We start from the raw sequence: 25,223 nt of genomic DNA, 5'->3' as shown, positions 1-25,223 counted from the left end.
ATAAAAACATCGTCCTACGAGGCACTGACAATAATAGGTCGTGGGTAGGCCACGGCAGCAGACGCCCATCGCCGCAATGCAGCTCAGCCGGGTGCGGTGACCCATTCGCCGCTTCGCAGCACTGCCTTCAGGTTCAGGTCCTGGTCAAGAACGACGACGTCGGCCTGCATTCCGGCGCGCAGGTCGCCCGCATGCGCCGAGAGACCCAGCAACGATGCCGGGACTGCCGACGCGGAGGTGACGGCATCCCGCAACGGAACTCCGGCAGCAACGCAGGAGCGGATGACGTCCAGCAACGTGCTGGTGCCGCCGGCAATGGCGCCAGTGGCGTCAACCCGGGCTACGCCGCCGGCAACTGTGACGGAGAGGGACCCCAGCCTGTACTGTCCGTCCTCCAGGCCGGTGGCGGCCATCGAATCGGTCACCAGCGTGATGTTGTGCGGCCCCACAAGGTCAAACACCAACTTCACGGTTTCCGGTGCCAGATGCACGCCATCGGCAATCAGCTCCACCACAGCCTGCCCGGCCTTGGCTGCGCTGAGGCTCGCCGATACTGGCCCGGGGGAGCGGTGGTGAAGCGGAGGCATGGCATTGAACAGGTGGGTTACCGTTGGGCGGTTCCTGCCGGTGGAATTGCCGGCCGAGTCCAAAGCCGCGGCCGCGCGCGCCAGGAAGGCTGCCGCCGTCGCATGGTCCGCGGCGGTGTGGCCCAGGGATGGGATGATGCCGCGGGCCGCAAGCTGGGCGGCAAGTTCGGAGGCGCCGGGCAGCTCGGCCGCCAAGGTCATGGAGGCCAGGGTTGGCCCTGCCGCGGCCAGCATGCGGGCCACCACCTCAGGATCCGGTTCCAGGAGCAGGACGGGATCGTGCGCGCCACACTGCTGGCCTGAGAGGAATGGACCTTCCAGGTGCGATCCGGCAATCAGCCCCAGGCCTGCCAGCTCCCGCAGTATCTCCAGGTTCCGGACCAGGTCCCCGGGCTCTCCGGTAACCAGGCTGGCCAGCAGCGTGGTGGTCCCGCGGCTGTGCAGGTAGCGTGCCGCCCGCTCGGCGCCGTCGGGATCGCCCTCCGAGAAATCCGAACCGTAGGCGCCATGGCAGTGCACGTCCACCAGTCCCGGCACCAGGATGCGTCCGGCGGGTGCGTCCGGCGGAAGTACCCCGGGGAAGTCCTGCGCCGGGCCCGCGAAGGTGACCAGGCCGCCGTCGGCCGCCACCACCCCGTCCGCAATATCCAGCGAGGCGGTGACGATGCGGCCGCGAAGAAACAGTTCCTTGCCCATCGGTTACCGTCCTTCGTTCGTCGGTTGGGGCAGCGGCACGGCCGCCACGGCGGCAGCCATGCGGGCGGCCAGTCCGTGGTCCGCGGCGCCGGCGCGGTCCCCGCCCGCCCCGCCCCCTTCCCGGGGCCGCGCTGAGGTGTGCACGGCATGGACTCCCGCTTCAAGGAGCGACGGTACCAGCGCCAGGGTGACACCCCCACCGGCCATGATCTGGACCGAGGGAGCACTCCGGCGTCCCTGCCGCACAATCCTGCGCAGCATCTCCAGCCCCGCGGCGCAGTCGGGGGCCCCACCACTGGTGAGGACCCGGTCCACCCCTGCGTGCTCCAGCCGGGAGAGCGCCCCGGCAGGGTCCAGGCCCGCGGCCAGGGCTGCGTCGAACGCGCGGTGGAACGTGACTTCGGCATCCGGCCTCACGGCCCGCGCTGCTGCCACAATGTGCCGGATTGCCTGGACATCCGGGCCGCCGTCGGATGCCAGGACACCAACCACCACGCCCGCGGCTCCGGCACCCAAAGCCGCAGCGGCATCGCGCTCAATGACATCGAGCTCGCCGGGCGAATAGGTGAAGTTGCCCGGCCGCGGACGCACCAGGACATGGACGGGAAGGCCCAGGCCGCACGCCTGCCCGATGGTGCCGATGCTTGGCGTGACGCCCTCTGTCTCCGCCAGGGCGGCGCACAGTTCAACCCGGGCCGCGCCCACGGCGGCGGCCAGCCGGACGCCGTCGGCATTCTCCACGGCCAGCTCAAACTGCGGCGCGGTGCATTCCACGGACACCAGCCTGCCGCTCAGAGTCCCTGCCATGCCGGCTTCCGGCCGAAGGTGTCCTGGTAATACTCGCGGTGGGCGAGCCGGGAGGCTGCGGCCTCGTCCACCAGTACCGAGACGTGCGGGTGCAGCTGGAGGGCCGACGCCGGGCAGATGGCCGCTACGGGACCTTCGACGGCGGCAGCCACAGCCTCTGCCTTGGCCTCCCCCGTGGCCAGCAGCAGCAGGTGCCGGGCCTCACGGATGGTTCCCAGGCCCTGGGTCAGCACATGGTCCGGCACCTCCTCCGGTGCATCAAAGAAGCGGGCGTTGTCCAGGCGCGTCTGCCGGGTGAGCGTCTTGATCCGCGTACGGGAGGCCAGCGAGGACATGGGTTCATTGAAGCCCACATGGCCATCCGTCCCGATGCCCAGAATCTGGATATCCACGCCGCCCGCGGCGGCGATCCGGGCCTCGTAAGCGGCGGCCTCCGCCTGCGGATCCCGGGCCATGCCGTCCAGTCCGCGGACCGCGCCGTCGCCGAAGTCCACGCTGGTCGTGAATTCCTCCCGGATGACCGAGTGGTATGACTGCGGATGCCCGGCAGGCAGTCCCACGTACTCGTCCAGCAGGAACGCCTGGGCCTGCGCGAAGCTCAGGCCGCCGCTGCGGTGCCGTTCGATAAGTTCCTGATAGGTGCCCAGCGGGGTGGACCCGGTGGCCAGTCCCAGGACGGACGGGCCGCGGCGGACCTGGTCCTCGATGGCATCAGCGGCCGTGCGGGCCACGTCGTCAGGGGTGGGAAGGATGATGATTTCCATGCGCTCTGGGTGCTTCCGGTTGCAGTTGCGGGAGATGGGGATGAAATAGGTGGCGCTACTTGGCGGCGTCGGTCTCCACGGTGACTTCGTCGTCCTCGCGGCCGGGGGTGCGCAGATTCCAGCGCTTGATGACGAAGGAGAAGAGGAAGTAGTAGATCGCCGCGTAGCCAAGTCCTATGGGGATGAGCAGCCAGCCGTTCTGTGATTTGCCGAAGTTGAGGACAAAGTCGATCAGGCCTGCAGAGAATGTGAACCCGTGATGGATTCCCAGCGCGTTGACCAGGGCCATGGACGTTCCGGTCAGGACGGCGTGGACGATGTAGAGCGGGAAGGCCACGAACATGAAGGAGTACTCAAGCGGTTCGGTGATGCCGGTGAAGAAGGCGGTCAGTGCGGTGGAGAGCATGATGCCGCCGACGATCTTCTTCTGCGAGGGCTTGGCGTGGCGCCAGATGGCAAGCGCTGCTGCAGGCAGGCCGAACATCATGATGGGGAAGAAGCCGGTCATGAAGATGCCCGCGCTGGGGTCTCCGGCGAAGAAGCGGTTGAGGTCACCGCGGACGAGGTGGCCCGAGGCGTCGGTGTAGTCACCGATGAGGAACCAGACGCCGGAGTTCAGGATGTGGTGCAGTCCCGCGGGGATCAACATGCGGTTGGCGAAGCCGTAGATGCCGCCGCCGGCAACAGCATTGCTGGCCACGGCCTGGCCCACCGCGGAAAGGCCGGCGTTGAAGAGCGGGTAGGCCAAGGCAAGGACGACGCCGGCTACCAGGCTGGAAACGGAGGTCAGGATGGGCACCAGGCGGCGGCCGCTGAAGAATCCAAGGAAGTCCGGCAGTTTTGTGCGGTAGAAGCGCTGCCACAGCGATGCGGAAAGCAGGCCCACCACAATGCCGGCCAGGACGCCGTAATTGATCATCGCCTGCTTGCCGGCCGGGTCAACCTGTCCTGCCAGGACCAGCGGGGACATGGCCTTGAAGACGCCGTCGATCACCATGTAGCCAACGACGGCGGCCAAAGCAGTGGAACCATCGGCCTTCTTGGCCCAGCCGATGGCAATGCCCACCGCAAAAATGAGCGGCAGCCAGGTGAAGACCGCATTGCCGGCTGCGGAGATGACGGCGGCGCCGCCTTCGAATCCAGGAATGGCGCCAAGCAGGTCGGCCTGGCCAATGCGCAGCAGGATGCCTGCGGCGGGAAGAACGGCGATGGGCAGCATCAGGGTGCGGCCCAGGCGCTGCAGTGTGGCAAACGCCTTGTTTGGCTTCTTTTCGGGAGCCAGGGCGGCGGTCTCGGATGTTGACATGGTTGCACCTCTGCGGGTTCGGGTGGGGCTTGTAAAGGAGGGGTTCCAGCCGGTACTGTCTGGTTATGACCAGTTCAGTGTGATTCATCCCACGAGTACCTGTCAAGGCAATGGGAAATCCCGCCGGGCCATTCAAAAGGCCGGTGGTGGAAGCCATAATTGGTCGCACTTGGGCCGCCGGCCCCGGTGAGGAAGCAGTGCTCCCAGCGGGCACCATCAGAAAGGGCAACCATGTCCAAAGCAGAAAAGATCATTGAAGGACTGGGCGGCGCCGGCAACATCGTGGAGATTGAAGCCTGCATTACCCGCCTTCGCACGGAGGTTAAAGATGGTTCCCTCGTGAACGAGGCCTCCTTGAAGGCCGCCGGAGCCCACGGCGTGCTGACCTCCGGCACGGCTGTCCAGGTCATTGTTGGCCCCGAGGCCGACAACCTGGCCGAAGACATCGAGGACCTCCTCTAGTGGGTCAGTCCCTGGTGGTGCTGGCACCCATCGCGGGTACCGTAATTCGCCTTGCCGAAGTCCCGGACCCTGTGTTCGCCGGCCAGATGGTGGGTTCCGGCGCCGCAGTGGAACCGCCGGCGGGCGAGATGTTCGACGTCGTGTCCCCCGTGGCGGGAAAGGTGGTCAAGCTGCTGCCGCACGCCTTTGTTGTGGTTGAGTCCTCGGGGCGCGGCGTCCTCACCCATGTGGGCATCGATACGGTCAAGCTCAAAGGCGAAGGCTTTAAGCTTCTGATTGCCCAAGGCGACACTGTCGACGCCGGCGCTGCCGTCATGCGTGTCGATCCCACCGCCGCCCTTGCGGCAGGTTACTCGATGGTGAGTCCCGTCGTCGTCCTCGATACCAAGCCGGACGTGGCAACGCTTACTGGAGCCGGCACGGTCACCGCCGGCCAGGAGCTGTTCTCGCTGGACTAGGGGTTGGCTTCTAGAGCCGGACTTCCATGTTCAGCGAGTAGCGGTCGGAGCGGTACCACGAACGTGAATGTTCGATGGCAAGGGGGCCTGAATAGGACACCCGGTCGAAGGCCAGAACCGGCGCCCCCGTGCCGGTTCCGAGGAGCGCCCCCACATCCGCGGGGGCGCCCTCGGACCGCACGCTCTGCCGTGCCCTGTCGATCTGGTGCCCGAACTGCGCGGCGAGGGCTTTGTAAACCGAGCCGGTCAGGTCGATGTCCAGAAGGCCGCGGGCATGTTCGGGGTTGTACCAGGCGTCATCCACGCTGACCGGCCGGCCGTCTGCCAGGCGGAGGCGCTTCAAGTGGATGGCCTCGGAGCCCGGCGGCAGGCTGAGCGCCTCTGCCGTATCCGCGGGGGCAGCGCCCGCTTCGGCCACCAGCACCACCGTACTGGGCACGTGTCCCATCGCCTCCATTTCCTGCGTGAACGAGGCCAGGTGGAGTGTTGACTGCACTGGGGAATCCGCCACGAAGGTACCCTTCGCCGGAACCCGGACCAGGTGCCCCTCGTTGACCAGGCGGCCGATGGCGGCGCGGACTGTAATGCGGCTGACACCGTAGGAGTCCATGAGCGTCCGCTCGCTGGGAAGCCGGGCGCCGGGCTCCAGTTCCTCTTTGGCGAGCTTGAGTATGATCAACCGCAGCTGCTCGTGCTTGGGGACCTGGGTGTTATTGATGGCCGTGGCCGCCGCTCCGGCGGTGCTCCTTGATGTGGCGGACAATTGAGGCCCCTCCTGCTGCTGGATAAGTCCGGTCCGGACCACCTGCTTGGATTATTCCACAGGCGCGGGCCGCGGGGGGCCGCCCGGCCACCTTTGTTGCCGGGCCGGGCGTTAGCGCACCAGTTCCGCATCGCGGGGCGCGGCAGGCTGCCGCACTGCCCTGGTGCGCAGTGCGAGCATGAGCACCGCACCCAGCAGGGCGGGCGCCGCGAAGGCAATGGCGGCTACGGGGACGCCGCCGCCTAAGCCCACCAGCAGTGCGCCGTAGGTTGGGCCTGCGATGGCTCCGATGCGTCCCACAGCAAGTGCCCAGCCAAGGCCGGTGGCGCGGGTGGCGGCAGGGTAGAACTGGGCGATGTAGTCGTTGATCATGTTCTGCGTGCCCAGGCCGCCGAAACCTGCGACGGCGGCGAGCACCGTCATGAGCGCGGCCGGCGGGTTGGCGGACATCAGGAGCAGGGCTGCCGCTGCACTGGCGAACCCCACCACCACCAGCGGCCCGGGCCCGAACTTCTGGCTGGCCACAGATGCCAGGACGGTGCCGACCACGGCACCCACCGAGTAGGCCAGCAGGAATGACACAGAGGATCCGACGCCGAACCCGGCAGTGCGCATGATCTGCGGCAGCCACGTGCTGACGCCAAAGATGGTCAGCAGGCTCAGGAGAGTGATGCCCCACAGCAGGACTGTGGTCTTGCCGGTGCCGTTGGCGAAGAGGGCGCGCGTGGGAGAGACCCGCACGGCTGTGGCCGGGACATCCGTGGTGCGGGGCAGCCCGTAGGCGGCCTCGATGCTGTCGGCCTCTGCGGTGCGGGACCGGGTCCGCAGGAACGACGGTGACTCCGGCAGCAGGAACCAGGCGAAGGGAACGATCAGCAGCCCTGCGGCACCGATCGCGTACACCGGGCGGAAACCACTGGACTCCAGGACAGCGAGGGACGTCAGCGAAGCGGCAACAGTACCCGTTGCCGGCCCGGTCAGCACCGCACCGAGGACCAGTGACTTTTTCCCCGGCGGCGCGAATTCATTGGTGAGGGCTACCGCCGTCGGCAGCAGGCCGCCCACGCCGAAGCAGGCGATGAAGCGGAACGCTGCGAAGAGCTCCCAGCTGGGTGCCATGGCGCAGGCGAGCATGGCCAGCGAGAACAACGCCAGGGCGGACACAAAGATCCGGCGGCGGCCAAGCCGGTCCGTGAGCGTACCCACGATGAGTGAACCGAGCAGCATCCCCACCAGCGCCAACGAGCCCACCGCGCCTGCCGCGGCGGGCGTGACATTGAAGGGCGGCTGCCCGATCAGGGCGGGGAGGGTGGCGCCGTAGACGTAGAGGTCGTAGCCGTCGGCGAGCAGGCCAAGCCAGCACAGCACGAAGATACCGGCCAGGGATTTGCTGGGGGCATTGGAGTTCATCATTGATTCCAATCGGGTCAAGGGACGCTGGCTGTATGCCTGCGGGACGTCCATCAGCTTGGCTTGCTGCAGCAGCCCTGCGAACGGTCTTTTCACTGGGTGAAAAGCCTCTTTGTGGCGGGGCCCACACCGCCCAGGCTTGAAGGACGCAACGGATGGAGGCAGAGATGGCGGGAGCGGGCAGGGCGGCAGCCGCCGCGCCCACAGAGGCCGCCACCGGTCTTCCGGGCACGCCCGTACTGGTGCGGGCTCTGAGCCTGCTTGCCCAGTTTACGGAACAGCGCCGTGCCCTGAATCTGTCCGAACTTTCCCGCCAGGCCGGACTTGCCCCTGCCACGGCCCTGCGGCTGGTGCGGCACCTGACGGAGTGGGGCGCGCTGGAACGCCTCGAGGACGGCCGCTACGTGGTGGGTGTGCGCCTCTGGGAAATTGCCTCGCTCTCGCCGCGGGGCCACGGGGTGCGGCAAATCGCCCTGCCTTACCTTGAGGATCTGTACGAGGTCACCCGGCATCACGTGCTGCTTGCCGTCCGCGAAGGCACGGACGCGGTCCTGATCGATCGGCTCTCTTCCCGGACCGCGACGGAGGTGGCTTACCGGGTTGGCGGACGCATGCCGCTGGGGACCACCGCCGTCGGGCAGGTCCTGCTGGCCCACGCCGCTCCGGAGCTGCTGCAGGAACTGCTTTCGCAGCCGGCGCCCCCAGGGGTGCCGGGCAGTGTTTCGGGTGCCGGGAGTCTCCCGGCGGCCCGGCTTCGCGGTGTCCTGGCAAACGTAAGGCAATCCGGCGTCGCAGTGGTTCGGCGGGACCATCCCTCCCGCACTGTCTCCGTCGCCGCACCCATTCATGGGGCTGCCGGCGATGTAGTGGCTGCATTGTCCATTGTGGTCCCGGATGCCCAGACGCCGGCGCATGAGCTGGTGCCGCTGGTCAGGGCCGCCGCGCGGGCCATCTCGCGAAGCCTCGGCCACCAGGCGAAGGCCAGCGGAGCATGGCGGCACCCGCAGCTCCAGGAGCCGGGCCACCCCCCGGCCTGACACTTGGCGTCCTCCCGGCGCTCGCCAATCCCGCCGGTTTTGAGACCGTTCCGTTATTTGCGTCCCGCCTTTCACCCTTTACGCTTGAGACTACTAAGCATGCTGTCTATTTCGGAGGTTAACCCTGATGCGAAAAGTTTCTGCGCTTGGAGTGGTAACTGCGGCGATGCTGGCCTTGGCCGGCTGTTCGGGAGGAGGCGGCGGAACTGCCAGCCCGTCAGGCACGGCAACGACGTCGGCATCCGCCTCTGCCAGCCAAACCGCCAACGCCAAGGTGTACTCGGAGGACGAGCTCCGCGACCTCATTTCGGGCATGAAGGACGCTGACGGCAACGAACTCAAGCTGTACTCCAAGGAGCAGGTTGACCAGGGCGGAAACATTGCCAACCTGCTCATGAGCACGGCAACCATCGACCCCAAGGACTGCAAGGACATCGCCACCGCCGGCTTGCTGGACAAGGTGGAAAGCGGCGACGTAGCCGTGGCGCTTTCCGAGGGCAACCAGCCGCGCACGCTGTCAGCACAGTCCGGCAGCCAGGGCCCCGACGCCGTCAAGACACTGAGTGACATCAGCGGCAAGATGAACCAGTGCGCCAAATTCTCGGTCTCCGCCCTTGGCCAGAAGTACGACGTTTCCAGCCAGGAGCTGAAGGCGGACACTGACGCTGATGAGACCTTCGCAACCGTCAGCACCCGCAGCGGCGACAACCAGCAGAAGCTGATGCAGGTTTCCGCTGCCCAGGGGCGCCTGTTGGTGGTTGCCACCAAGGGCGGCACCGATCTGGGCGACAAGGACCAGAAGGAGCTTGAGGAGCTCATTAACGACGTGTTGAAGAAGGCCGAAGGCGGCGCAACGTCCAGCCCCACCTCCACCAGCTCGTCCGGTTCTTCCGGCACGTCATCGCCGGGCAGCTCGGCGTCGTCCACTGCCTCGTCCACCTCGTCGGCGACGATGACCTCGGGCAGCGGTTCCTCGTCGTCGGCCTCCCCGACGGCGTCGCGGTAGCGGCACCAACTCCGCAATATTGAAACGGGGCGGGCCAGGACAATTACTGTCCTGGCCCGCCCCGTTCTCTCGTTGCCCGGCGCCCTACTTGGCTTTGCCGCTCAAGCCGACGCTGGCGCTTGTGTTTTCCGGCAACTCGGAGACGACCTCCCGTGTTGGTGCGCCCCGGAACTTCGGTGATGGGTCCTGTCCCGCTGTAAGCCGCTGCAGCTCCTGCCCCTCAAAATCCTCTTCCTTGCCCAGCAGGATCGCAGAGTCGTGGTTGGTGATCTCACCCTTGAAGGCGCGCAGCATGACGCTGCGGTCAAACTGGCCTTCCCACTTCGAGACAACGAAGGTGGCAACACAGTTGCCCAGCAGGTTGACTACGACGCGCATTGAGTCCATGAGCCGGTCTGCGCCAAGGAGCAGTGCCACGCCGGCCACCGGGAAGATACCCAGTGCTGCAGCAGTGGCGGAAAGTGCGAGGAACGAGGAGCCGGGAACTCCCGCCATGCCCTTGGACGTCAGCAGCAGTACGCCAAGGGCGGCCAGCTGTTGGCCAAGGTCAAGGTGGTGGCCGAAGGCCTGGGCCAGGAACAGCAGGGAGATCGAAAGGTAGATCGCGGCCCCATCGAGGTTGAAGGAGTAACCGGTGGGCACCACAAGGCCGGTGGTGGCACGGGAGCAGCCCGCGTTGGTCAGTTTGGTCATGATCCTGGGCATCACCGCTTCGGTTGATGCGGTGCCCAGGGCCAGGAGGAACTCCTCCCGCGTGTACTTCAGGAACTGCCAGAGCGGCACCCGGGCAAACCCCCAGGCCACGACGAACAGCAGGCCGATGAAGACCAAAGCGGCGCCGTAGCAGGCTGCGATCAGGACCGCGTAGGTGCTCAGGGTATCCAGCCCGTACTGGCCGATGATGAATGCCATGGCGCCGAAGGCGCCCAGCGGGGCGACCTTCATGATCCATGCCATGATCTTGAAGATCAGTTCCAGGATGGTTTCCATGACGTTGATGACCGGCAGGCACTTTTCGCGCCCGATCACTACGATGGCAGCACCAAAAAACACTGAGAAGAAGAGCACTTGCAGGAGGCTGTTGCTGGCAAATGCGCCGATGACGCTGGCCGGGATGATGTCCAGAATGAAGGACGCTGCATCCTTGGGTGCCGCGGACCCGGTCTTTGCGTCCAGGTCTGCCTGGGAGAGCGTCGACGGGTCGATGTTCAGGCCGGCTCCGGGCTGGACGATGTTTCCCACAATGAGTCCGAAGACCAGGGCGAACAGGGTTGCTCCCGTGAAGTAGAGCAGGGCCTTTACCCCAACCCTTCCGACCGCCTTGACGTCGCCTACGGCTGAAATTCCGGTAACGATCACCAGGAAGATCAGCGGCGCGATGATCATTTTGATGAGTTTGATGAAGCCATCTCCGAGCGGCCTCAGTTGTGATCCAAGGTCCGGCCAGAAATGCCCGATGAGGACACCTGCCACGACGGCGATCAGAATCTGGAAGAAGAGCGACTTGTACAGCGGCTTCCTCTTCGCGGGCACCGAACTCGCCTTCAGTGCCTTAGGGTTTGGGATCTTCATTGACCTTTGCCTATCAATCGGGAACAGCCCGTTTTCGGGGCCGTTTCCAACGTAATCCTCGTCACACTAATTCCGCAAGAGGAAAACCAAATTCCGCTATGTGGAATGTTAAATAGTGTTTGTGACTGCGACCCCGTCCAATCGTGAGCGCAACTCGGCCATCAACTGCTGTGCGGGGACGGAGGCGTCCAGCTTCACGAAGCGCGCGTACTCCGGCAGGTCCCGGTATCCCGACTGGAATGCGGCGAGGTCATCAAGGCTCTCTGAGTCAGTGCCCCGGACAATGATGCGGTGGTGCGCCTCGACGGGGTCGATGTCCAGATGGAAAATGGCGTCCGGTTCCGGCAGGCGGGCCAGCAGCCACGGAAGGAACCGGCCGCGTGGCAATCCGTTGGCGGTCCGCAGTGCCAGCTGGCAGTGGAGGTGCCGGTCCATGATTACCAGGCCGTCGAACCGGCTGGCGCGCAGGTGCGATACCAGTACGTTGCCCACCCGGAGGGCGGTTTCGACGGCGTCGGCCAGTTTGGCGGGCAGGCGCACTCCCAGCCTGGCGGACAGCAGGGACATGACCCGCCGGCCCGCGTGGTTGCTCAAGAGCAGCGCACGGCCGCCCTCCGCCCGCACCGACGACGCCAAGGCGCGGGCCGCCGTCGACTTCCCTGATCCGTCGATACCCGTCAGCACAATGATCATCCGGCCTCCTCCCGCCGCCTTGTTCAACGCCGGGGGAGGGCGCAACGTCCCGGGTGAGCTGCAATTCACAGCTGGGGGACAGAGTCCGGGGCGGCAGGTCAAGGAAGTGAACAGCAAAGCGGGCCGCTAGATGCTGACGGGCCGCCTGATGGTGGAAAAGGACCTACATGATGCCGGTGGGTACCAGCAGGGCCCACGCCAGTGCCGGTGCCACCAGCACCACGCCGCCTGCGTAGAACATCAGCTGCTTGTAGACGCGCTGCCGGTCGTCGTCGCGGGCGTTGGCCACTACGAGTGCTCCGTCCGTGGAGAAGGGGGATACGTCGACGACGGTGGCTGCGATGGCCAGCGCGGCCACGGTTCCGGAGGCGCTGAGCGAGCTGGTGGCCAGGAGTGGGCCGGCCAGCGGGATGAAAGCGGTCAGCAGGGCGGTGGAGGACGCGAAGGCCGAGCCGACACCGATCACGTAGCAGAGGACCAGGGCGATCAGCAGCGGAGCCCCCAGGGCCAGGGCGTGCTCGGCAAGCGTGTCGATGACGCCCACGTGCTCCAGCAGGGATACGTACGTGATCATGCCTGCCACCAGCAGGACGGTCGACCAGGAGATGCCGCCGATGAAGGTCTTGTGTTCCTTGATGTTGATGAACGCGAGCAGGAGGCCGGCGGAGAGGGCCACGAAGCCGATGGGCATGTGGAAGCCGAGGGTGCACACCAGCATTGCCGCGATCAGCGCCAGCGTCAGAATCTGCTGGCCGTGCGGGCGTCCGGCGGAGGAAGTGTCGATGTCCACGTGCAGCCCGCTGGCACCGTCGCGCAGTTTGCCGATCAGGGCGAACAGGACGATGGTCAGCACCGAGAGGATGAGGTTCAGGGCGAAGCTGGCAATGAACAGGCCGCCCTGGGAAATCGGGAAGTCGTTCTTCAGTGCGATGTTGTGGACCAGCACGCCGGCCACTGACAGCGGGGAGAATCCGCCGGCGTGTGCGCCGTTGATGATGAAGGCGCCCATGACCACGGGGTGGATGCGCGATTCGTAAGCGAACCCGATCGCGGCCGGTGCCAGCAGCGCGATGGCGGCCGGGGAGAACGTTCCGAGCGAGGTCAGCGCGGCGGCGACCAGGAAGAACACCCACGGCAGCAGCATCGTCTTGCCGCGGACAATCCGCACACATCCCTTGACGATGATCTCGATGGTGCCGTTGCGCTGGGCCATGCTGAAGAAGTAGGTGACGCCGATGATGGTGAGGACGATGGTGGCCGGGAACTCCTCGAGGATCTGCTTGTCAGACATCCCGAGCATGAAATAGCCGACGCCGAATGACGCGACGAGTCCCATCACCCCGATGTTCAGCGGCCATTTGGTGGCGACGACGAACATCACCACGAGGATCACCAGCGGGATGATCTGGACAGCGGTCATGGTCGGCTCCGGGTCCGTGGCGGCCGCCTGGTTGAACATGCCGCCGGCAACGAGGGCAATCACACCCAGGATGGCCAGGCCGGCCACCACCCACAGCAGGATACGACGGCGGAGGTTGCCTTCCACTCAACACTGCTGGAAATCGCGCGGGAACGGGCCGGCGACTACCTCCAGACCGTAGGCTGGAAGCCGGTCGGGGGTTCCCCGGCCGTACAGCAGTTCCCAGGTGAAAGGCAGGACCATGACCGTTTCCAGCGACGATCCCCAGAACACCGCAGACCTCCGCGGGCCGGGCGACCCGGACGGGGCCAAGGACGAAACCAAGGACGACGTCACCAAGGCCCCGCAGTCCGGCCAGCACCTGGAACAGCCGGGAGCATCCAACATCCGCGAGGAACAGCAGGGCCATGCTGCCGGAACGGTCCCGGCATCGTATGTGGGCGGCGAAGAGGCCGACCCGGAACAGAAGCCCGAAGAGGCGCTGGCGGAGCCGGGCGCCTGGGATGACGAAGTCTGACAATGATCACCCGCGCTGACATCGACCAGGCCGCGCAGCGGACAGCGGGCCTTGTCCGCAGGACGCCCGTCCTGCAGGCGGATGCGGGCACCGCCGCCGGCCCGGTCTGGTTCAAATGCGAATTCATGCAGCACACGGGCACGTTCAAGGCCCGGGGCGCGCTGAACCGGATCCTGGCCAGCAAGGAACGGGGTGAACTGCAGGCGGACGTGGGGGTGGTTGTTGCATCCGGCGGGAACGCGGGCCTGGCCAACGCCTATGCGGCGGCCCAGCTCGGGGTGCCTGCAACGGTCTTCGTTCCTGAAGCGGCACCGGCCGTCAAAGTCGGCAAGCTCAGGGCCATCGGTGCCACCGTGGTCCAGGGCGGTTCAGAGTACGCGGCCGCCTACCAGGCCGCCATTGCGCACGCAGAGAAGACCGGCGCCATCTACTGCCATGCCTACGACCAGCCGGAAATTGCCGCCGGCGCCGGGACGGTGGGCTCCGAATTGCTGGAACAGGTGCCGGACGTGGACACCGTCCTGGTGGCCGTGGGTGGTGGCGGCCTGATGGCGGGAGTAGCCGCCGCCGTCGAAGGCTTGGCCAAAGTGGTGGCTGTGGAACCGGAAACTGCGCCCACCCTCCACGCCGCCCTGGCGGCAGGGGAACCGGTGGACGTCCCGGTATCGGGCGTCGCCGCGGACTCCCTGGGTGCCCGCCGCATAGGCGACATCGGCTTCTCCGTCGCGGTCCGCTGCGGCGTCGGGAGCGTCCTGGTCTCCGATGAACAGATCATCGCCGCCCGCTCCGCGCTGTGGAACGACTACCGGATCGTGGTGGAGCACGGTGCCGCAGCCGCCTACGCCGCGCTCGCCTCCGGCGCCTACGTGCCCGGAAAGGACGAACGCGTTGCCGTCATCCTTTGCGGCGCCAACACGGATCCGGCCACGCTCTAGGCCGGAGACAGAGATAGGCCGGAGACAGAGAAAGGACCGGCCGCCTGTCCCGCAGGCGGCCGGTCCCTTCAGAAGATTGTCTAGCCGCCGGCCTGGCCGCAGAACTTGCTGTAGGTGCTGCCGGCTTCCTGGTAGCCCGACTGCAGATCGGCCAGCTTGTCCTTGTCCGGGTTTTCCTTGGCCTGCTCGTCCGTGTACGCCAGGATCGAGGCCAGGGCGGGCTTGAGATCGTCCGAGGCAACGGCGTGGATGGGTCGGATCTGGTTGGCGAGGTTGTTCATCCCCGTCTTGCCGGCGTTGTTGGCGGGGTTCGACACAACGGCCTGGATCCGCTCGCAGGTTTCAGCGGTGGACAGTTGGTGCGTGGCGGAGCAGGCCGTGGCGGAGGCAACGAGGCCGGCGGCAAACAGGGCTGTGGCGAATTTCTTCATGGGTCCCTCAGTAGTGGTCAGAGGTTTCGATTGTAAGCAGATTGGGTAGGCCGATGCCTTCGCAAGCCCAATACATGCGCTTAAACTGGCAGCACCAATCGTGCGGAGCTTCCGCAGATGGGCCCCGCGCGCATCGACCCAGACTAAGGAACCAGCATGCGCCATCCAGTACGCCACGGTGCCGCCGCAGGGCTCGTGGCCTCTTTTTCATTGCTTCTTCCCACTGCCCTTCCGGCGTCGGCTGCTCCACCGTCCGGGGAGATAGTGCTCGACGGCGCCACCTCCGCCGAAGGCATCGCGGCAGGGGAGGGCAAGACTTTCTATGCCGGGGAACTCACCACGGGCGATATTTTCCGCGGCGACATCCGCAAGGGCACGGCAACCCGCTTCATCGATGCACCGGCAGGCCGCGCCGCCGCCGGGATGAAGGCCGATACCTGCCACCACCTGCTGTTTGTGGCGGGCGCCAACACCGGCAAGGCATTCGTCTACAACACCGACACGGGCAAGCCGGTTGCCGATATCCGCCTGGCCCAGGGATTCATCAACGACGTCACCCTCACCAGTGACGGGGCCTGGTTCACCAACTCAGCCGCCGCGGAGCTCTACTTCCTGCCGGTCGGCGGGGACGGGGAACTGGGCAAAGTGAAGACCCTCAAGCTCAGTGGCCCGGCGGCGGACGTCAAACAGGGGTTCAACCTCAACGGCATTGCGGCCGTGCGGGACGGCAAAATGCTCATCGTGGCCCACTCCCTCAACGGAGCCCTCTACACGGTGGACCCCAGGACCGGGGAGAGCGCTGCGATCAAGGGCGTCAAGGTTCCTTATGTTGACGGCATCCTGGTGCGCGGCGACAACCTTTGGGCCGTCCAGAACCAGCTGAACCAGATAGCGCGCATCGACCTCTCCGGCGACCTGGCTTCCGGCGAGGTACGGGACACGATCAAGAGCAGCGACTTCAATGTGCCTACAACGGTCGCCTTGTTCGGGAATACGCTCGCCGCGGTGAACGCCCAGTTCAACCAGCCGCCCAGCCCGTTCGAAGTGGTGCTGGTACCGGCCTGGAACCGTTAAACACAGAACTGGCTGGCAGTAGGCACTGCCAGCCAGTTGTCGGACGGGACGAATCAGAGAGTCCGAGTAGCCTTTTCCAAGTTGTCCTTCAGCTCAACGGCGTTCTGCCTCTTCACGTAGGCAGGACGGTCCCGCTCCACGCGCCAGCTCTCGGACAGCGGCCCCACGTTAACCGTGTCGAAACCGAATTCGTCGTACAGCCGGGTCACCAGGTCCGCGGCTTCCTGGTAGTCGCTGGCGGTGGCCAGGGCGCGCCGGTTTTCCGTGCCGTCCGGAGTTCCGTCCGTGGTGATGTCCTTTGCCATGATGTGGTTGAAGCCCTTGGCCACCTTTGACTGCGGGAGGTGCTCCTGCAGCAGACCGGAGGTGGTGGCTTCGCCGTTGTCCAGGGCGGGGATCCTGCCGTCCCGCTCCCAGTAGTAGTTGTTGGTATCGATCACGATCTTGCCGGCCAGCGGCTCCACCGGGATGTCCTTGTAGTTCTTCAGCGGCACCGTGACCACGGCGAAGTCGCCGGCCGCTGCTGCTTCAGCCGGCGTGGCGGCCCGCGCCCTGGGGCCAAGTTCCGAAACCAGCTCCTGGAGGGTTTCGGGCCCACGGGAGTTGCTGATGACTACGTCGTAGCCCAGCTCCACGGCCTTCCGTGCAACCTGGCTGCCAATATGTCCTGCACCGATGATTCCGATTGTTGTCATATGGGCGGCAACGCAGGTCCCCGCGCAGATATTTCAGCGGCCTGCAGGGAATAAATAGGCGGTTAGCCGCCTACTTTCCCAGGTACCGGCCCGGCCGGTGGTTCAGGGCGAGGACCAGGTTCAGGAGGGTGGCGCCGGCCGCGGACAGCAGCACCATCAGGGGCGGAACGAGTGCCAGGGCCGCCAGGACGATGGCCACGTCCAGCACCATCTGCACGTACCCTGCGCGCCATTTCAGCTTTTCCTGCAGCAGCAGGGCCAGGATGTTGAAGCCGCCCAGGCTGGACTGGTGCCGGAACAGGATCAGGAGGCCGACGCCGGCGAGCAGGTTTCCGCCCAGCACGCCATACACGGGGTCAATGTGCAGGGACCCCAGGGCCGCCGGGTGCAGGCTGGCCATCACGGACACCAGGGAGATCGCGGCGCCGGTGCGGAGGGCGAAATTCCAGCCCTTCTTCCACACCGCCAGGGCGAAGAACGGCAGGTTCACTGCGAAGAAGATGACGCCAAACGGCAGTGCGACCGAATAGCTGAGCAGCAGTGCGAGGCCGGCGGTGCCGCCCGTCACGGCCCCGCTCGACTTGAGCAGGAACAGCCCCAGCGACGCCGCGAAGGTGCCGGTCAGGATGCCCAGGACGTCCTCAACCACGGAATGACGGACGGCCGACGGCGGCGCTGAAGGTGCCGCCGTCGGCCCTTCCATGTGCCGGGCTGGGGCAGGGGTCGCGGCAGCCGGTGTTTCTGTTGTGGTGCTCACTGGGTCGCGGCCGCCTCACGCAGGAACCGCCCGCGGTTGGCCAGGACAGCAAGGACCCTGTCGTTGGTGGCCCGGTCCGCCACCGTGATGCGGACCCCGTCCACGGCGTAGCCGCGCACCAGGATGTCGGCGTCGGCCAACGCGTCCAGGAGCTGCACACGCAAATCATCGTCGGCACGCAGCCAGTAGAAGTTGGCCTGGCTGTCCGGCACATCCCAGCCATAGTCCCGTAGCGCACCGATGACCCGGGTGCGTTCCCGGGCCACCGCCTCGGTCCGCTCAAGGATTTCGTCCCCGGCGGCCAGCGAAGCAACCGCGGCCGCCTGCGCCATCCTGTTCACGCCGAAGGGGACGGCCGTCCGGCGGAGGCCCTCAGCAATTTCCGGCCGGGCAATGGCGTACCCGATCCGCAGGCCCGCCAGCCCGTATGCCTTGGAGAAGGTGCGCAGAATGCACAGGTTGGGGTGGCGGCGGTAGAAATCGAGCGAGTCGACGCCTGGTCCGCGCTGGAATTCGACGTAGGCCTCGTCCAGTACCACCAGCACCCGCGGCGGAACGGAGCGGAGGAACTCCTCAAGGTCCGCGGGGCTGATGGACACACCCGTGGGGTTGTTGGGTGAGCACAGGATGACCAGGCGAGTGCGGTCCGTGATCGCCGCGGCCATGGAGTGGAGATCGTGCTGCTCGGTGGCCAGCAGCGGCACGGGGGCCGAAACGGCGCCCGCCACTGCCACCAGGATGGGGTAGGCCTCGAAGGAGCGCCACGCGTACACCACCTCGTCGCCGTGGCCGCAGACTGCGGAAATGATCTGCTGCAGGACGCCGGAGCTCCCCGGTCCGGCGGCGACTTCCCCGGCGCTGACGCCGAACTGCCGGGCAATGGCGTCCCGCGCCTCCACCGCACCCATGCTTGGGTAACGGTGGATCCTGCCCGCCTCGGCCGACATTGCCTCAATGACGGACCGCAGGGGAGCAAAGTGGCTTTCATTCGAGGCCAGGGCGGCGGTCAGGTCAGACTGCGCGCTCTTGCCGGCCACGTAGGCGGGAAGTTGGGCGACGGCGGTACGGACCTCGGGTGCCTGGGTTTCGGGAAGGGTGCTGGTCATGGAGAGCATGCTCCCGGAGCGCAGGACGTTTGCGCAACACAACTGTGTGCAGGAGGACAGATCCGGTGCTCAGGGACTGCAGGGGTGGCAAAATGCTCAGTATGCACCGCATTGATGCCCTTGACGCTGAGATCCTCCTCACACTTGACCGGGATCCGCAGGCCACGGTCCTGTCCCTCTCCAGGACGCTGGGCGTTGCCCGCAATACGGTGCACGCCCGGCTCCGCCGGCTTGTCAACGACGGCAGCCTGGCGCCCTTCAGCCAAAGGGTGCGAACGGAAGCGCTGGGCCTGCCGCTGATTGCCTTCATCTCGATCTCCATCAGCCAGTCCGCCAGCGACATTGCCGTGGCGGCGCTGCAGACCATTCCGGAAATCATCGAGATGCATGCCACCACCGGGGACGCGGACCTGCTCGCCAAGGTGGCCGCAAGGGACCCCGCCGACCTGCACAGGATCACCAACGCGATGCTGGCGATTGACGGCGTCGTCCGCACCAGCACGGCCATGTCCCTGGTGGAAGTCATGCCCACCCGCACCCTGCCGCTGCTGCAGGCGGCGACGGGGAAGCAGTGAATCCAACGAGATGGGAAACAAACGCAATGAAACAAAATCTCCCAATTACTTACGTCACACTATTGACCATATTTGTCATGCGCTGATAAACCTAAAGGGCAGAAAGCGTTTCCCCGCAGCTTCCATCCCTCCTCCACATCACTCGGGAGGCAGATCCTTGCCGCGAATGAAACGTTCCAAACTGACGTGCGGCAGACTCAGCTGCCGCCGCATCAAAGGAGATGTTCTTTTGGCACAACCCTCAATGTGTTCCCCGCAATCCCCAGCGGGCAGGGCCTGGAAGGCCGCGCCGGCCGCAGCGGCGGCAACGCTCGCCGCAGCACTGGCTTTCACTGGCGTCCCGCTTGCTGCTGCTGATCCCGGCCAGGCCGGGCCGGCCGCCCAGGCCAGCCCCGCCGCCCCGGCACCGTCCGGGCCCACACGCCAGGTGGAAACCCTGGACCGTGCCCCCGTGGCTGTGCTCACGGACCGGGGCGTCACCCTGGGTTGGCGGATGCTCGGCCTGGACAAGGACAGCGTGGGCTTCCACGTCATCCGTGACGGCGTCCAGATCACCGACGAGCCCATCCGCAGCACCACCACCTATGTGGATCCTGCGGGAACGGCGGCCTCGAAGTACGTCATCAAGACGGTTGGGAACGGCAACGGGCAGGGCAAGCTCAGTGCCGAATTCAGTCCGCTGGCGCAGGACTACCTGCCCATCAAACTGGACAAGCCCGCCGACGGCGTCAGCAAGGACGGCAAGCCGTACACCTATACGGCCAACGATTCGAGTGTGGCGGATCTGGACGGCGATGGCAGCTACGAAATCATCCAGCTCTGGAACCCGTCCAACGCCCAGGACAACTCCAAGTCCGGGTACACCGGCAATGTGTACGTGGACGCCTACAAGATGGACGGCACCAAGCTTTGGCGAATCGACCTTGGCCGCAACATCCGTGCCGGCGCCCATTACACCCAGATGCTGGCCTACGACTTCGACGGCGACGGCACAGGCGAAGTGGCCTTCAAAACTGCGGACGGCACCACCGATGCGGCAGGGACCGTCATTGGCGATGCTGCGGCTGACTACCGCAACAGCGCCGGCTACGTCCTGTCAGGGCCGGAATTCCTCACTGTGTTCAACGGTGCCAGCGGCACCATTATGGATACGGTTCCCTATGATCCGCCGCGCGGGAGCGTAGCCGCCTGGGGTGATGGTTACGGCAACCGCGTGGACCGTTTCCTTGCCGGAGTGGCGTACCTCGATGGTGAGCACCCGTCCATGATGTTCAGCCGCGGCTACTACACCCGCACGGTCCTGGTCACCTACGACCTGGTCAACGGCAAACTGGTCAAGCGGCGGAAGTTCGATTCCGACGTGGCCGGGGCCGAATACAAGGGCCAGGGCAATCACAACCTGTCTGTGGCGGACGTGGACCAGGATGGCAAGGATGAGTTCGTCTTCGGCTCCATGACGATCGACGACGACGGCACGCCGCTGTACAACACCAAGCTGGGCCACGGCGACGCCATCCACACCGGCGACCTTGACCCCTCGCGGCCGGGCTTTGAGACGTTCGCCGTACACGAGAGCATGTCCGCGAGCGGCAATCGCGGTGCCACCTTCCGCGACTCCGCCACCGGTGAAGTGCTCTGGAGCATTCCCGCTGTCAAGGACACCGGCCGAGGCGCCACCGGCGACATCGACCCCCGGTTCCCAGGCTCGGAAAGCTGGGCCGTGGGCGGTGACGCTGCCTGGAACTCACCGGCGGGGTTCCTGATGTCGGCCAAGGGCGAGCGGATTTCGGACAAGATCCCGGCGGCCAACTTCATGGCCTGGTGGGACGGCGACCTGCTGCGGGAAATCGTTGACCACGACTTCAATGCCGAGGCAGGCGTGGGCGTACCCACCATCTCCAAGTGGAACTGGGAAACCGAAACCAGCGACCGGCTCCTGACAGCCACCGGCGCTAGGACCAACAACGGCACCAAGGGCAACCCGTCACTGCAGGCCGACTTGCTGGGTGACTGGCGCGAGGAACTGGTGTTCCCCTCCGCCGACAGCACCGAGCTGCGGATCTACACCACCACCTCGCCCACCGAGGTCCGGCTCCGCACACTGATGCACGACCCCATGTACCGGACCGGCGTGGCCCGCGAGACGGTCGGCTACAACCAGCCTCCGCACCCCAGCTTCTTCATCGGTGAGGGCATGCAGACGCCGGCCTCACCGGCTGTCTTCTACGCAGGCAAGGCCAGGTAAGCCGCCACCATTCACGGCAAAGCGCCGCCCGCCTTTGGGGGAAAGGCGGGCGGCGCTGGTTCTTGGGTTGGGACGGGTCAGTGGCCGCCGAGGTTGCCACCCACAGGCGGAAGGCCGCCGTCGGCGTTTCGGTCGTCCTCGCGCCGTTCGCCGGCGCTCAGGTTTTCGCCGGCAACCGTGTCATCGGACTCGCCGGTGGTGTCCACGAGGCCGTTGGTCTGGTCAAAAGCGTGGCCGATCCTGTCATCGCCCAGGTCGGCGACCGAGCCGGTGGAGCCGGCCCCCGACGTCGTGCCTGGGGTTGTGGTATCAGTTGTCCCCGTGCCCGGGTAGGCGCTGCCGGTGGTGGCGCCGGTGGTGAGGGGCTCCGCGGGCACAACCGGTTCTGCCGGGACCGCGGGAGTGGTCTGCGTAACCGTCACGTCACGCGTTTCGGTGTCTTCCTTGTTGCCGCTGGCAGCCATGGCCGCTGCTGCGCCCGCAGCCGCTGCGATGCCGACGCCGGCCGCAACCTTGCCGGAGACGCCGGCCTTGCCGGAATCGCCGCGGGAGCCCCCTGCATGTTCAACACCGGGCGTGCCCACAGCTGAGCCGGCATTGACGGATCCGCGCCAGGCGCCGCTGGCGTAGCCTTCGTCCTCAATAAATTCCTTGAACTTCTGCAGGTCCGATTCCGCCTGCCGGTCCACGACGTTGAGCTTGTCGCCCACCTTCTCGATCAGGCCTTCGGGCTCGTATTCGAGGCTCAGCCGGATGGAGGTCTGGCCGCCTCCCACGTCCTCGAACTCCACAGCGCCGGCGTTCGTGGCACCTTCGGTCGCGGCCCACGCAACTTTGCGGTCCGGGACCTGCTCCAAAATCTTGGCTTCCCATTGCCTGCGGACGCCGCCGATCTCGGCCACCCATTCCAGCCGGTCGTCACTGAGCTGGGTCACGCTCTTGACGCCGCCCATGAAGTGCGGGAATTCCTCGAACTGGGTCCACTGGTTATAAGCGGTGCTCACCGGTACGTTCACCAGAATGCGTTTTTCCACCTTCGTGCTCATAACGTCTCCTTCGCTTTGCTACCGGAAACCAATGACTCGGGAAGAATCATCAGCATGCTTACTAACATACCTTTTGATCTTGGATGTTTCCAGAGTCCAACTTGGTCATGGCGGAAAACGGACGACGGCGGCACCCGGCCAGGTGCCGCCGTCGCGGTTTTGTGCCACGCAGGAGTGTCAGTCCAGGTACCGGCCCACGAGCGCCAGGTTCTGGATGACTGCCAGCCCGAACTGGGCGGTGTCATTGGTGGACACCGTCGGCGCCTCGTCCACGGGCGCCAGCACGTGGGGCGGCTCGATTTTCCGCAGGGTGAAGGCCGATTCGTGGTTCAGGTGCTCCCCGCCTTCGGCAAAGCTTTCCCATGCCCGGGCTGCCAGTTCGGGGTCCTGCAACCTGGCCGCCGCGTAGGCCGTCAGCCTGCTGTGGGCCTGGGTGAGATGGATGCCGTCGAGCGGCCGGCCCACGGCTTCCACCTGTTCCTCCTTCGATGCCAGAAAGAGCCGGCAGTACTGCAGCCAGGCCCGCTCGAACTCCGGGTCCGGCACCAGGTCCACCAGCTCGCTGCAGATTTCCACCAAGCCGAACACCGCGCTGAGGTGTGAGACCTGGATCTGCTCGCGGCCGGAGTCGAACCGGCCCTTGTCCAGGTCATACAGCGCTTCACCGGTGAGGAAGCCGTACTTGAGCGCCCCGATGTCCGCCATGGTGCCCAGCAGCCGGTCGCGGGAACGCGGGTTGCCGGTGCGTTCCCAGTCCGTCAGCCAGGTTGCGGCGAGGGAACCCCAGTCCGTCCCCAGCCCCACGCCAAGTGCGCCGCGGTTGGGGCGGTAGGTGCCGGCATCCGGGCGGACCTTGCGCACGGGGTCAAGACCCAGGAAGTTCTGGTCGCTGTCCACCAGTTCGGTCAGCAGGTCCCCGGTGCGCTCGTCCGCCGTCAGGTAGTAGTAGAAACGCCGGTAGGCCGGCGTGCTGATCCGCAGCTGCTTGGCGCTGCAGCCCCAGTGCTGGACGTTGTGCCGTGAGCCGAGCCCCTTCCAGGGACCCAGGTGGTAAACGTCCACTTCTCCCGTGTGCCGGGTCATGGCCTCGGCAAAGCGGAAGATGTCCGCCCGGCCGGAGCGCAGGTAGGAATACCAGAGCCACAGGTCGGGGGACAGTTCCGAATTGTCCCAGGCGTAGCCGCCCACGTCGTACCGCCACACGTGCCGGTCAAAGTCGTAGGTGTGCATCACGTCGCCGTAGTTCCAGAAGCCGTACCAGCGCCGCTGTTCCACCTGGCCGGCGTAGAAATCGAACAGGAAGTCCAACCGGTCTTCAAGCACGGCCCGCGCGGGAGTGCTCCGGTCCACCGGATCCCAGTCGCCAAAGACGCCCGCCGAGTGCAGATACTCCGGTGTGGCCTGCAGCAGGGCCGGGGTGGCAGCGGAGGCGGCGTCGGCCGCGAGGCTTTCGGTGGGCGCGGTGGCATCGTAGGCGAACAGGGTCAACTCGTGGGTGCGGGCAATTCCCGTGGGGTTGCCGAAGCCCGGCTCATAGTCCTCATACGTGATTTCCAGGCCGTCGAGCTGTTCCTCGAACGTTTCCTGGCCCAGGCCGTCGTGGTAGAAACGCAGATCCATGGGCTGGGCCTCGGGGGAGAACAGCCACGCCGTGAGCGAGGCCTCGCCGGTGGCGGCGCCGCGGATGTCCAGCTGGCCCGGGTGGGACTGCCAGAAGTCCTTGATGCCCACCCCGAGTCCGCCGCGGGTATCGCTCAGGGAGCAGAAGCCGCCGGCGCGGGTGCCGCCGGTGATTCCCACCCAGCCGTGGCCGGCGGCGGTGCGCTTGCGGAGCTCGAATCCGTCGGCGCTGAGCTGGCTCAGGGTGTAGTCGCCCCACGTGGGAACCAGGTGGAGGCGGGTCGAGACTTCAGGATTCCAGGTATCCGGCGGGGGAGTGGGGCGGCCGTTAATCTGCGCCTCCCGTACGTCCTCGCCCGGGTCGCGGCGAAGTCCGGTGAGGCCGCGGACTGCCTCAGCGAGGAACCCGCCGTCGGCTCCGGCGATGCGGATGTGCCGGTTGTGCAGCTCCGCCGCCAGTGGCACCGTGAACCGCACGCCCAGTCCTGCCAGGAAGTCCTGGTCCGCGTCTCCGTCCCAAATGAAAGAGTGCACCATCCGCACGCTGCGGGCGTTGGCATGGAAGTAGAAGCGGACCACAAACGGCAGCCAGTCCCGCTTTCCGCTTTCTGGGGTGTCCGGACGGTGGTTGCCTTCCAGCCGCACCACCGCCCGCACGGGGCCGCATTGTTCCAGGACGACGGCGGTGACCCCGCCGGTGAAGGCGTCCCGGCCAACCGTTCCCGCGCCCTCGGGGACGCTGTCCTGCAGCAGGCTGACCAGCCGGGCGTCCCGGGCAACTTCCCGCCCGTTCCGGGAAAGGGTGCTGAACAGGGTGGAGCCGCCGCGGTTGATCACCATCTGCAGGACGCCGGTGTCCACGGTGAGGGTGTCGGCACTTTCGGTGACCGTGACGGACGCGCCGGCCGACGACGGCTGGCTGGGTTCGGCGGCCGTGCCGCCGTCGGCCCTCACCTGATAGGTGTCCGAGGGCGTATCCGTTGCCGGCAGCGCAATGCCCGCCCACTTCAGGGACCCGTCCGGCCAGGTGGCCAGGGGCCAGGCCTGGCTGGGGACCGGCGTGCCGCTGCCGTCCGCAACTGACAACGCCTCCACACCTTGCGCGGTGCCGCGCGGGAACGGCATCCCCCACGTGGTTCCGCCGCTGATTTCTGCGGGTGCCTGCCCGTCGATCCACCTGATGAGGGTGTTGTCCGTCATGTCATCCAATTCCACTGGTGATTGCTGCGCACGGAAGTCCC

The 25,223-nt window shown here is 66.2% G+C and carries 24 protein-coding genes; 9 read left to right on the top strand and 15 right to left on the bottom strand.

Annotated features, from left to right (window positions below; translation table 11 throughout):
- Positions 1-83 precede the first annotated feature (83 nt).
- From ASG79_RS12895 to ASG79_RS12880, 4 genes are read right to left on the bottom strand one after another with little or no spacing between them, the layout of a single operon-like run.
- Positions 84-1,283, bottom strand: a complete 1,200-nt coding sequence (locus ASG79_RS12895; RefSeq protein ID WP_056391659.1) for an N-acetylglucosamine-6-phosphate deacetylase — start codon at positions 1,281-1,283, stop codon at positions 84-86.
- Positions 1,284-1,286: 3 nt separating this feature from the next.
- Positions 1,287-2,090, bottom strand: a complete 804-nt coding sequence (locus ASG79_RS12890; protein ID WP_056391658.1) for a copper homeostasis protein CutC — start codon at positions 2,088-2,090, stop codon at positions 1,287-1,289.
- Positions 2,075-2,854 (bottom strand): glucosamine-6-phosphate deaminase, encoded by a 780-nt coding sequence (nagB, locus tag ASG79_RS12885; RefSeq protein WP_056391656.1) that lies wholly within the window; start codon positions 2,852-2,854, stop codon positions 2,075-2,077. Before nagB ends, ASG79_RS12890 begins: the two co-directional genes overlap by 16 nt.
- 55 nt (positions 2,855-2,909) lie before the next feature.
- A complete protein-coding gene (locus tag ASG79_RS12880) occupies positions 2,910-4,160 on the bottom strand; it encodes a PTS transporter subunit EIIC (RefSeq protein WP_018770723.1) in 1,251 nt (416 codons plus the stop codon).
- A 231-nt stretch (positions 4,161-4,391) separates the two neighbouring features.
- Here ASG79_RS12880 and ASG79_RS12875 point away from each other — a divergent pair, with 231 nt between their 5' ends.
- Together ASG79_RS12875 and ASG79_RS12870 are read left to right on the top strand one after the other, a co-directional pair.
- Positions 4,392-4,622, top strand: a complete 231-nt coding sequence (locus ASG79_RS12875; RefSeq protein WP_018770722.1) for a glucose PTS transporter subunit EIIB — start codon at positions 4,392-4,394, stop codon at positions 4,620-4,622.
- Positions 4,622-5,080, top strand: a complete 459-nt coding sequence (locus ASG79_RS12870) for a PTS glucose transporter subunit IIA (RefSeq protein WP_018770721.1) — start codon at positions 4,622-4,624, stop codon at positions 5,078-5,080. The genes ASG79_RS12875 and ASG79_RS12870 overlap by 1 nt, the downstream gene beginning before the upstream one ends.
- 10 nt (positions 5,081-5,090) lie before the next feature.
- On the opposite strand, the gene ASG79_RS12865 is transcribed toward ASG79_RS12870, so the two are convergent.
- Positions 5,091-5,843, bottom strand: a complete 753-nt coding sequence (locus tag ASG79_RS12865; protein WP_018770720.1) for a GntR family transcriptional regulator — start codon at positions 5,841-5,843, stop codon at positions 5,091-5,093.
- A gap of 111 nt (positions 5,844-5,954) precedes the next feature.
- On the bottom strand, positions 5,955-7,349 hold the full coding sequence (locus tag ASG79_RS12860; protein WP_235509804.1) for an MFS transporter: 1,395 nt from the start codon (positions 7,347-7,349) through the stop codon (positions 5,955-5,957).
- A gap of 59 nt (positions 7,350-7,408) precedes the next feature.
- On the opposite strand from ASG79_RS12860, the gene ASG79_RS12855 reads away from it, so the two are divergent.
- Both ASG79_RS12855 and ASG79_RS12850 read left to right on the top strand, forming a co-directional pair.
- A complete protein-coding gene (locus ASG79_RS12855) occupies positions 7,409-8,290 on the top strand; it encodes an IclR family transcriptional regulator (RefSeq protein WP_082581751.1) in 882 nt (293 codons plus the stop codon).
- 127 nt (positions 8,291-8,417) lie between these two features.
- A complete protein-coding gene (locus ASG79_RS12850; RefSeq protein ID WP_223992792.1) occupies positions 8,418-9,296 on the top strand; it encodes a hypothetical protein in 879 nt (292 codons plus the stop codon).
- An 84-nt stretch (positions 9,297-9,380) separates the two neighbouring features.
- Here the strand turns inward: ASG79_RS12850 and ASG79_RS12845 are convergent, their stop codons facing one another.
- The 3 genes from ASG79_RS12845 to ASG79_RS12835 all read right to left on the bottom strand — a co-directional run bounded on the left by ASG79_RS12845 (position 9,381) and on the right by ASG79_RS12835 (position 13,107).
- On the bottom strand, positions 9,381-10,868 hold the full coding sequence (locus ASG79_RS12845) for a cation:dicarboxylate symporter family transporter (protein WP_056391651.1): 1,488 nt from the start codon (positions 10,866-10,868) through the stop codon (positions 9,381-9,383).
- 108 nt (positions 10,869-10,976) lie between these two features.
- A complete protein-coding gene (locus ASG79_RS12840) occupies positions 10,977-11,561 on the bottom strand; it encodes a dTMP kinase (protein WP_056391648.1) in 585 nt (194 codons plus the stop codon).
- A gap of 163 nt (positions 11,562-11,724) precedes the next feature.
- The gene (locus tag ASG79_RS12835) at positions 11,725-13,107 is read right to left on the bottom strand and encodes an SLC13 family permease (RefSeq protein ID WP_018770714.1); all 1,383 of its coding nucleotides are present in this window, start codon (positions 13,105-13,107) and stop codon (positions 11,725-11,727) included.
- A gap of 115 nt (positions 13,108-13,222) precedes the next feature.
- Here ASG79_RS12835 and ASG79_RS12830 point away from each other — a divergent pair, with 115 nt between their 5' ends.
- Together ASG79_RS12830 and ASG79_RS12825 are read left to right on the top strand one after the other, a co-directional pair.
- Positions 13,223-13,498 carry a hypothetical protein gene (locus ASG79_RS12830; RefSeq protein ID WP_018770713.1) on the top strand — a complete coding sequence of 92 codons (276 nt, stop codon included), beginning with the start codon at positions 13,223-13,225 and terminating at the stop codon, positions 13,496-13,498.
- A 2-nt stretch (positions 13,499-13,500) separates the two neighbouring features.
- Positions 13,501-14,433, top strand: coding sequence for a threonine/serine dehydratase (locus tag ASG79_RS12825; protein ID WP_018770712.1), 933 nt, complete (start codon positions 13,501-13,503; stop codon positions 14,431-14,433).
- 80 nt (positions 14,434-14,513) lie between these two features.
- Here ASG79_RS12825 and ASG79_RS12820 read toward each other — a convergent pair whose 3' ends face one another.
- Positions 14,514-14,864 carry a hypothetical protein gene (locus ASG79_RS12820; protein WP_018770711.1) on the bottom strand — a complete coding sequence of 117 codons (351 nt, stop codon included), beginning with the start codon at positions 14,862-14,864 and terminating at the stop codon, positions 14,514-14,516.
- A 156-nt stretch (positions 14,865-15,020) separates the two neighbouring features.
- Between ASG79_RS12820 and ASG79_RS12815 the strand changes: the two genes are divergently transcribed.
- On the top strand, positions 15,021-15,938 hold the full coding sequence (locus tag ASG79_RS12815) for an SMP-30/gluconolactonase/LRE family protein (protein ID WP_056391645.1): 918 nt from the start codon (positions 15,021-15,023) through the stop codon (positions 15,936-15,938).
- A gap of 53 nt (positions 15,939-15,991) precedes the next feature.
- On the opposite strand, the gene ASG79_RS12810 is transcribed toward ASG79_RS12815, so the two are convergent.
- From ASG79_RS12810 to hisC, 3 genes are all read right to left on the bottom strand, one after another.
- Positions 15,992-16,633: an NADPH-dependent F420 reductase gene (locus ASG79_RS12810; RefSeq protein WP_056391642.1), complete on the bottom strand. Its 642-nt coding sequence runs from the start codon at positions 16,631-16,633 to the stop codon at positions 15,992-15,994.
- Between the two features lie 70 nt (positions 16,634-16,703).
- A complete protein-coding gene (locus ASG79_RS12805; RefSeq protein WP_018770708.1) occupies positions 16,704-17,336 on the bottom strand; it encodes a YitT family protein in 633 nt (210 codons plus the stop codon).
- Positions 17,337-17,386: 50 nt separating this feature from the next.
- Positions 17,387-18,505, bottom strand: a complete 1,119-nt coding sequence (gene hisC / locus ASG79_RS12800; RefSeq protein WP_156400202.1) for a histidinol-phosphate transaminase — start codon at positions 18,503-18,505, stop codon at positions 17,387-17,389.
- A gap of 92 nt (positions 18,506-18,597) precedes the next feature.
- Here hisC and ASG79_RS12795 point away from each other — a divergent pair, with 92 nt between their 5' ends.
- Entirely contained in the window at positions 18,598-19,071 is a 474-nt protein-coding gene (locus ASG79_RS12795) for an Lrp/AsnC family transcriptional regulator (RefSeq protein WP_018770706.1), read from the top strand.
- Positions 19,072-19,315: 244 nt separating this feature from the next.
- Positions 19,316-21,316, top strand: coding sequence for a rhamnogalacturonan lyase (locus tag ASG79_RS12790; protein WP_056391640.1), 2,001 nt, complete (start codon positions 19,316-19,318; stop codon positions 21,314-21,316).
- Between the two features lie 77 nt (positions 21,317-21,393).
- Here the strand turns inward: ASG79_RS12790 and ASG79_RS12785 are convergent, their stop codons facing one another.
- Both ASG79_RS12785 and ASG79_RS12780 read right to left on the bottom strand, forming a co-directional pair.
- Positions 21,394-22,362 (bottom strand): SRPBCC family protein, encoded by a 969-nt coding sequence (locus ASG79_RS12785; protein WP_056391636.1) that lies wholly within the window; start codon positions 22,360-22,362, stop codon positions 21,394-21,396.
- 177 nt (positions 22,363-22,539) lie between these two features.
- A complete protein-coding gene (locus tag ASG79_RS12780; protein WP_235509803.1) occupies positions 22,540-25,197 on the bottom strand; it encodes a Tat pathway signal sequence domain protein in 2,658 nt (885 codons plus the stop codon).
- Positions 25,198-25,223 lie beyond the last annotated feature (26 nt).

The organism is Arthrobacter sp. Soil761, from assembly GCF_001428325.1.
In the GTDB taxonomy this organism is placed as follows: domain Bacteria; phylum Actinomycetota; class Actinomycetes; order Actinomycetales; family Micrococcaceae; genus Arthrobacter.
This window is presented reverse-complemented; position numbering and strand designations above follow the sequence as displayed.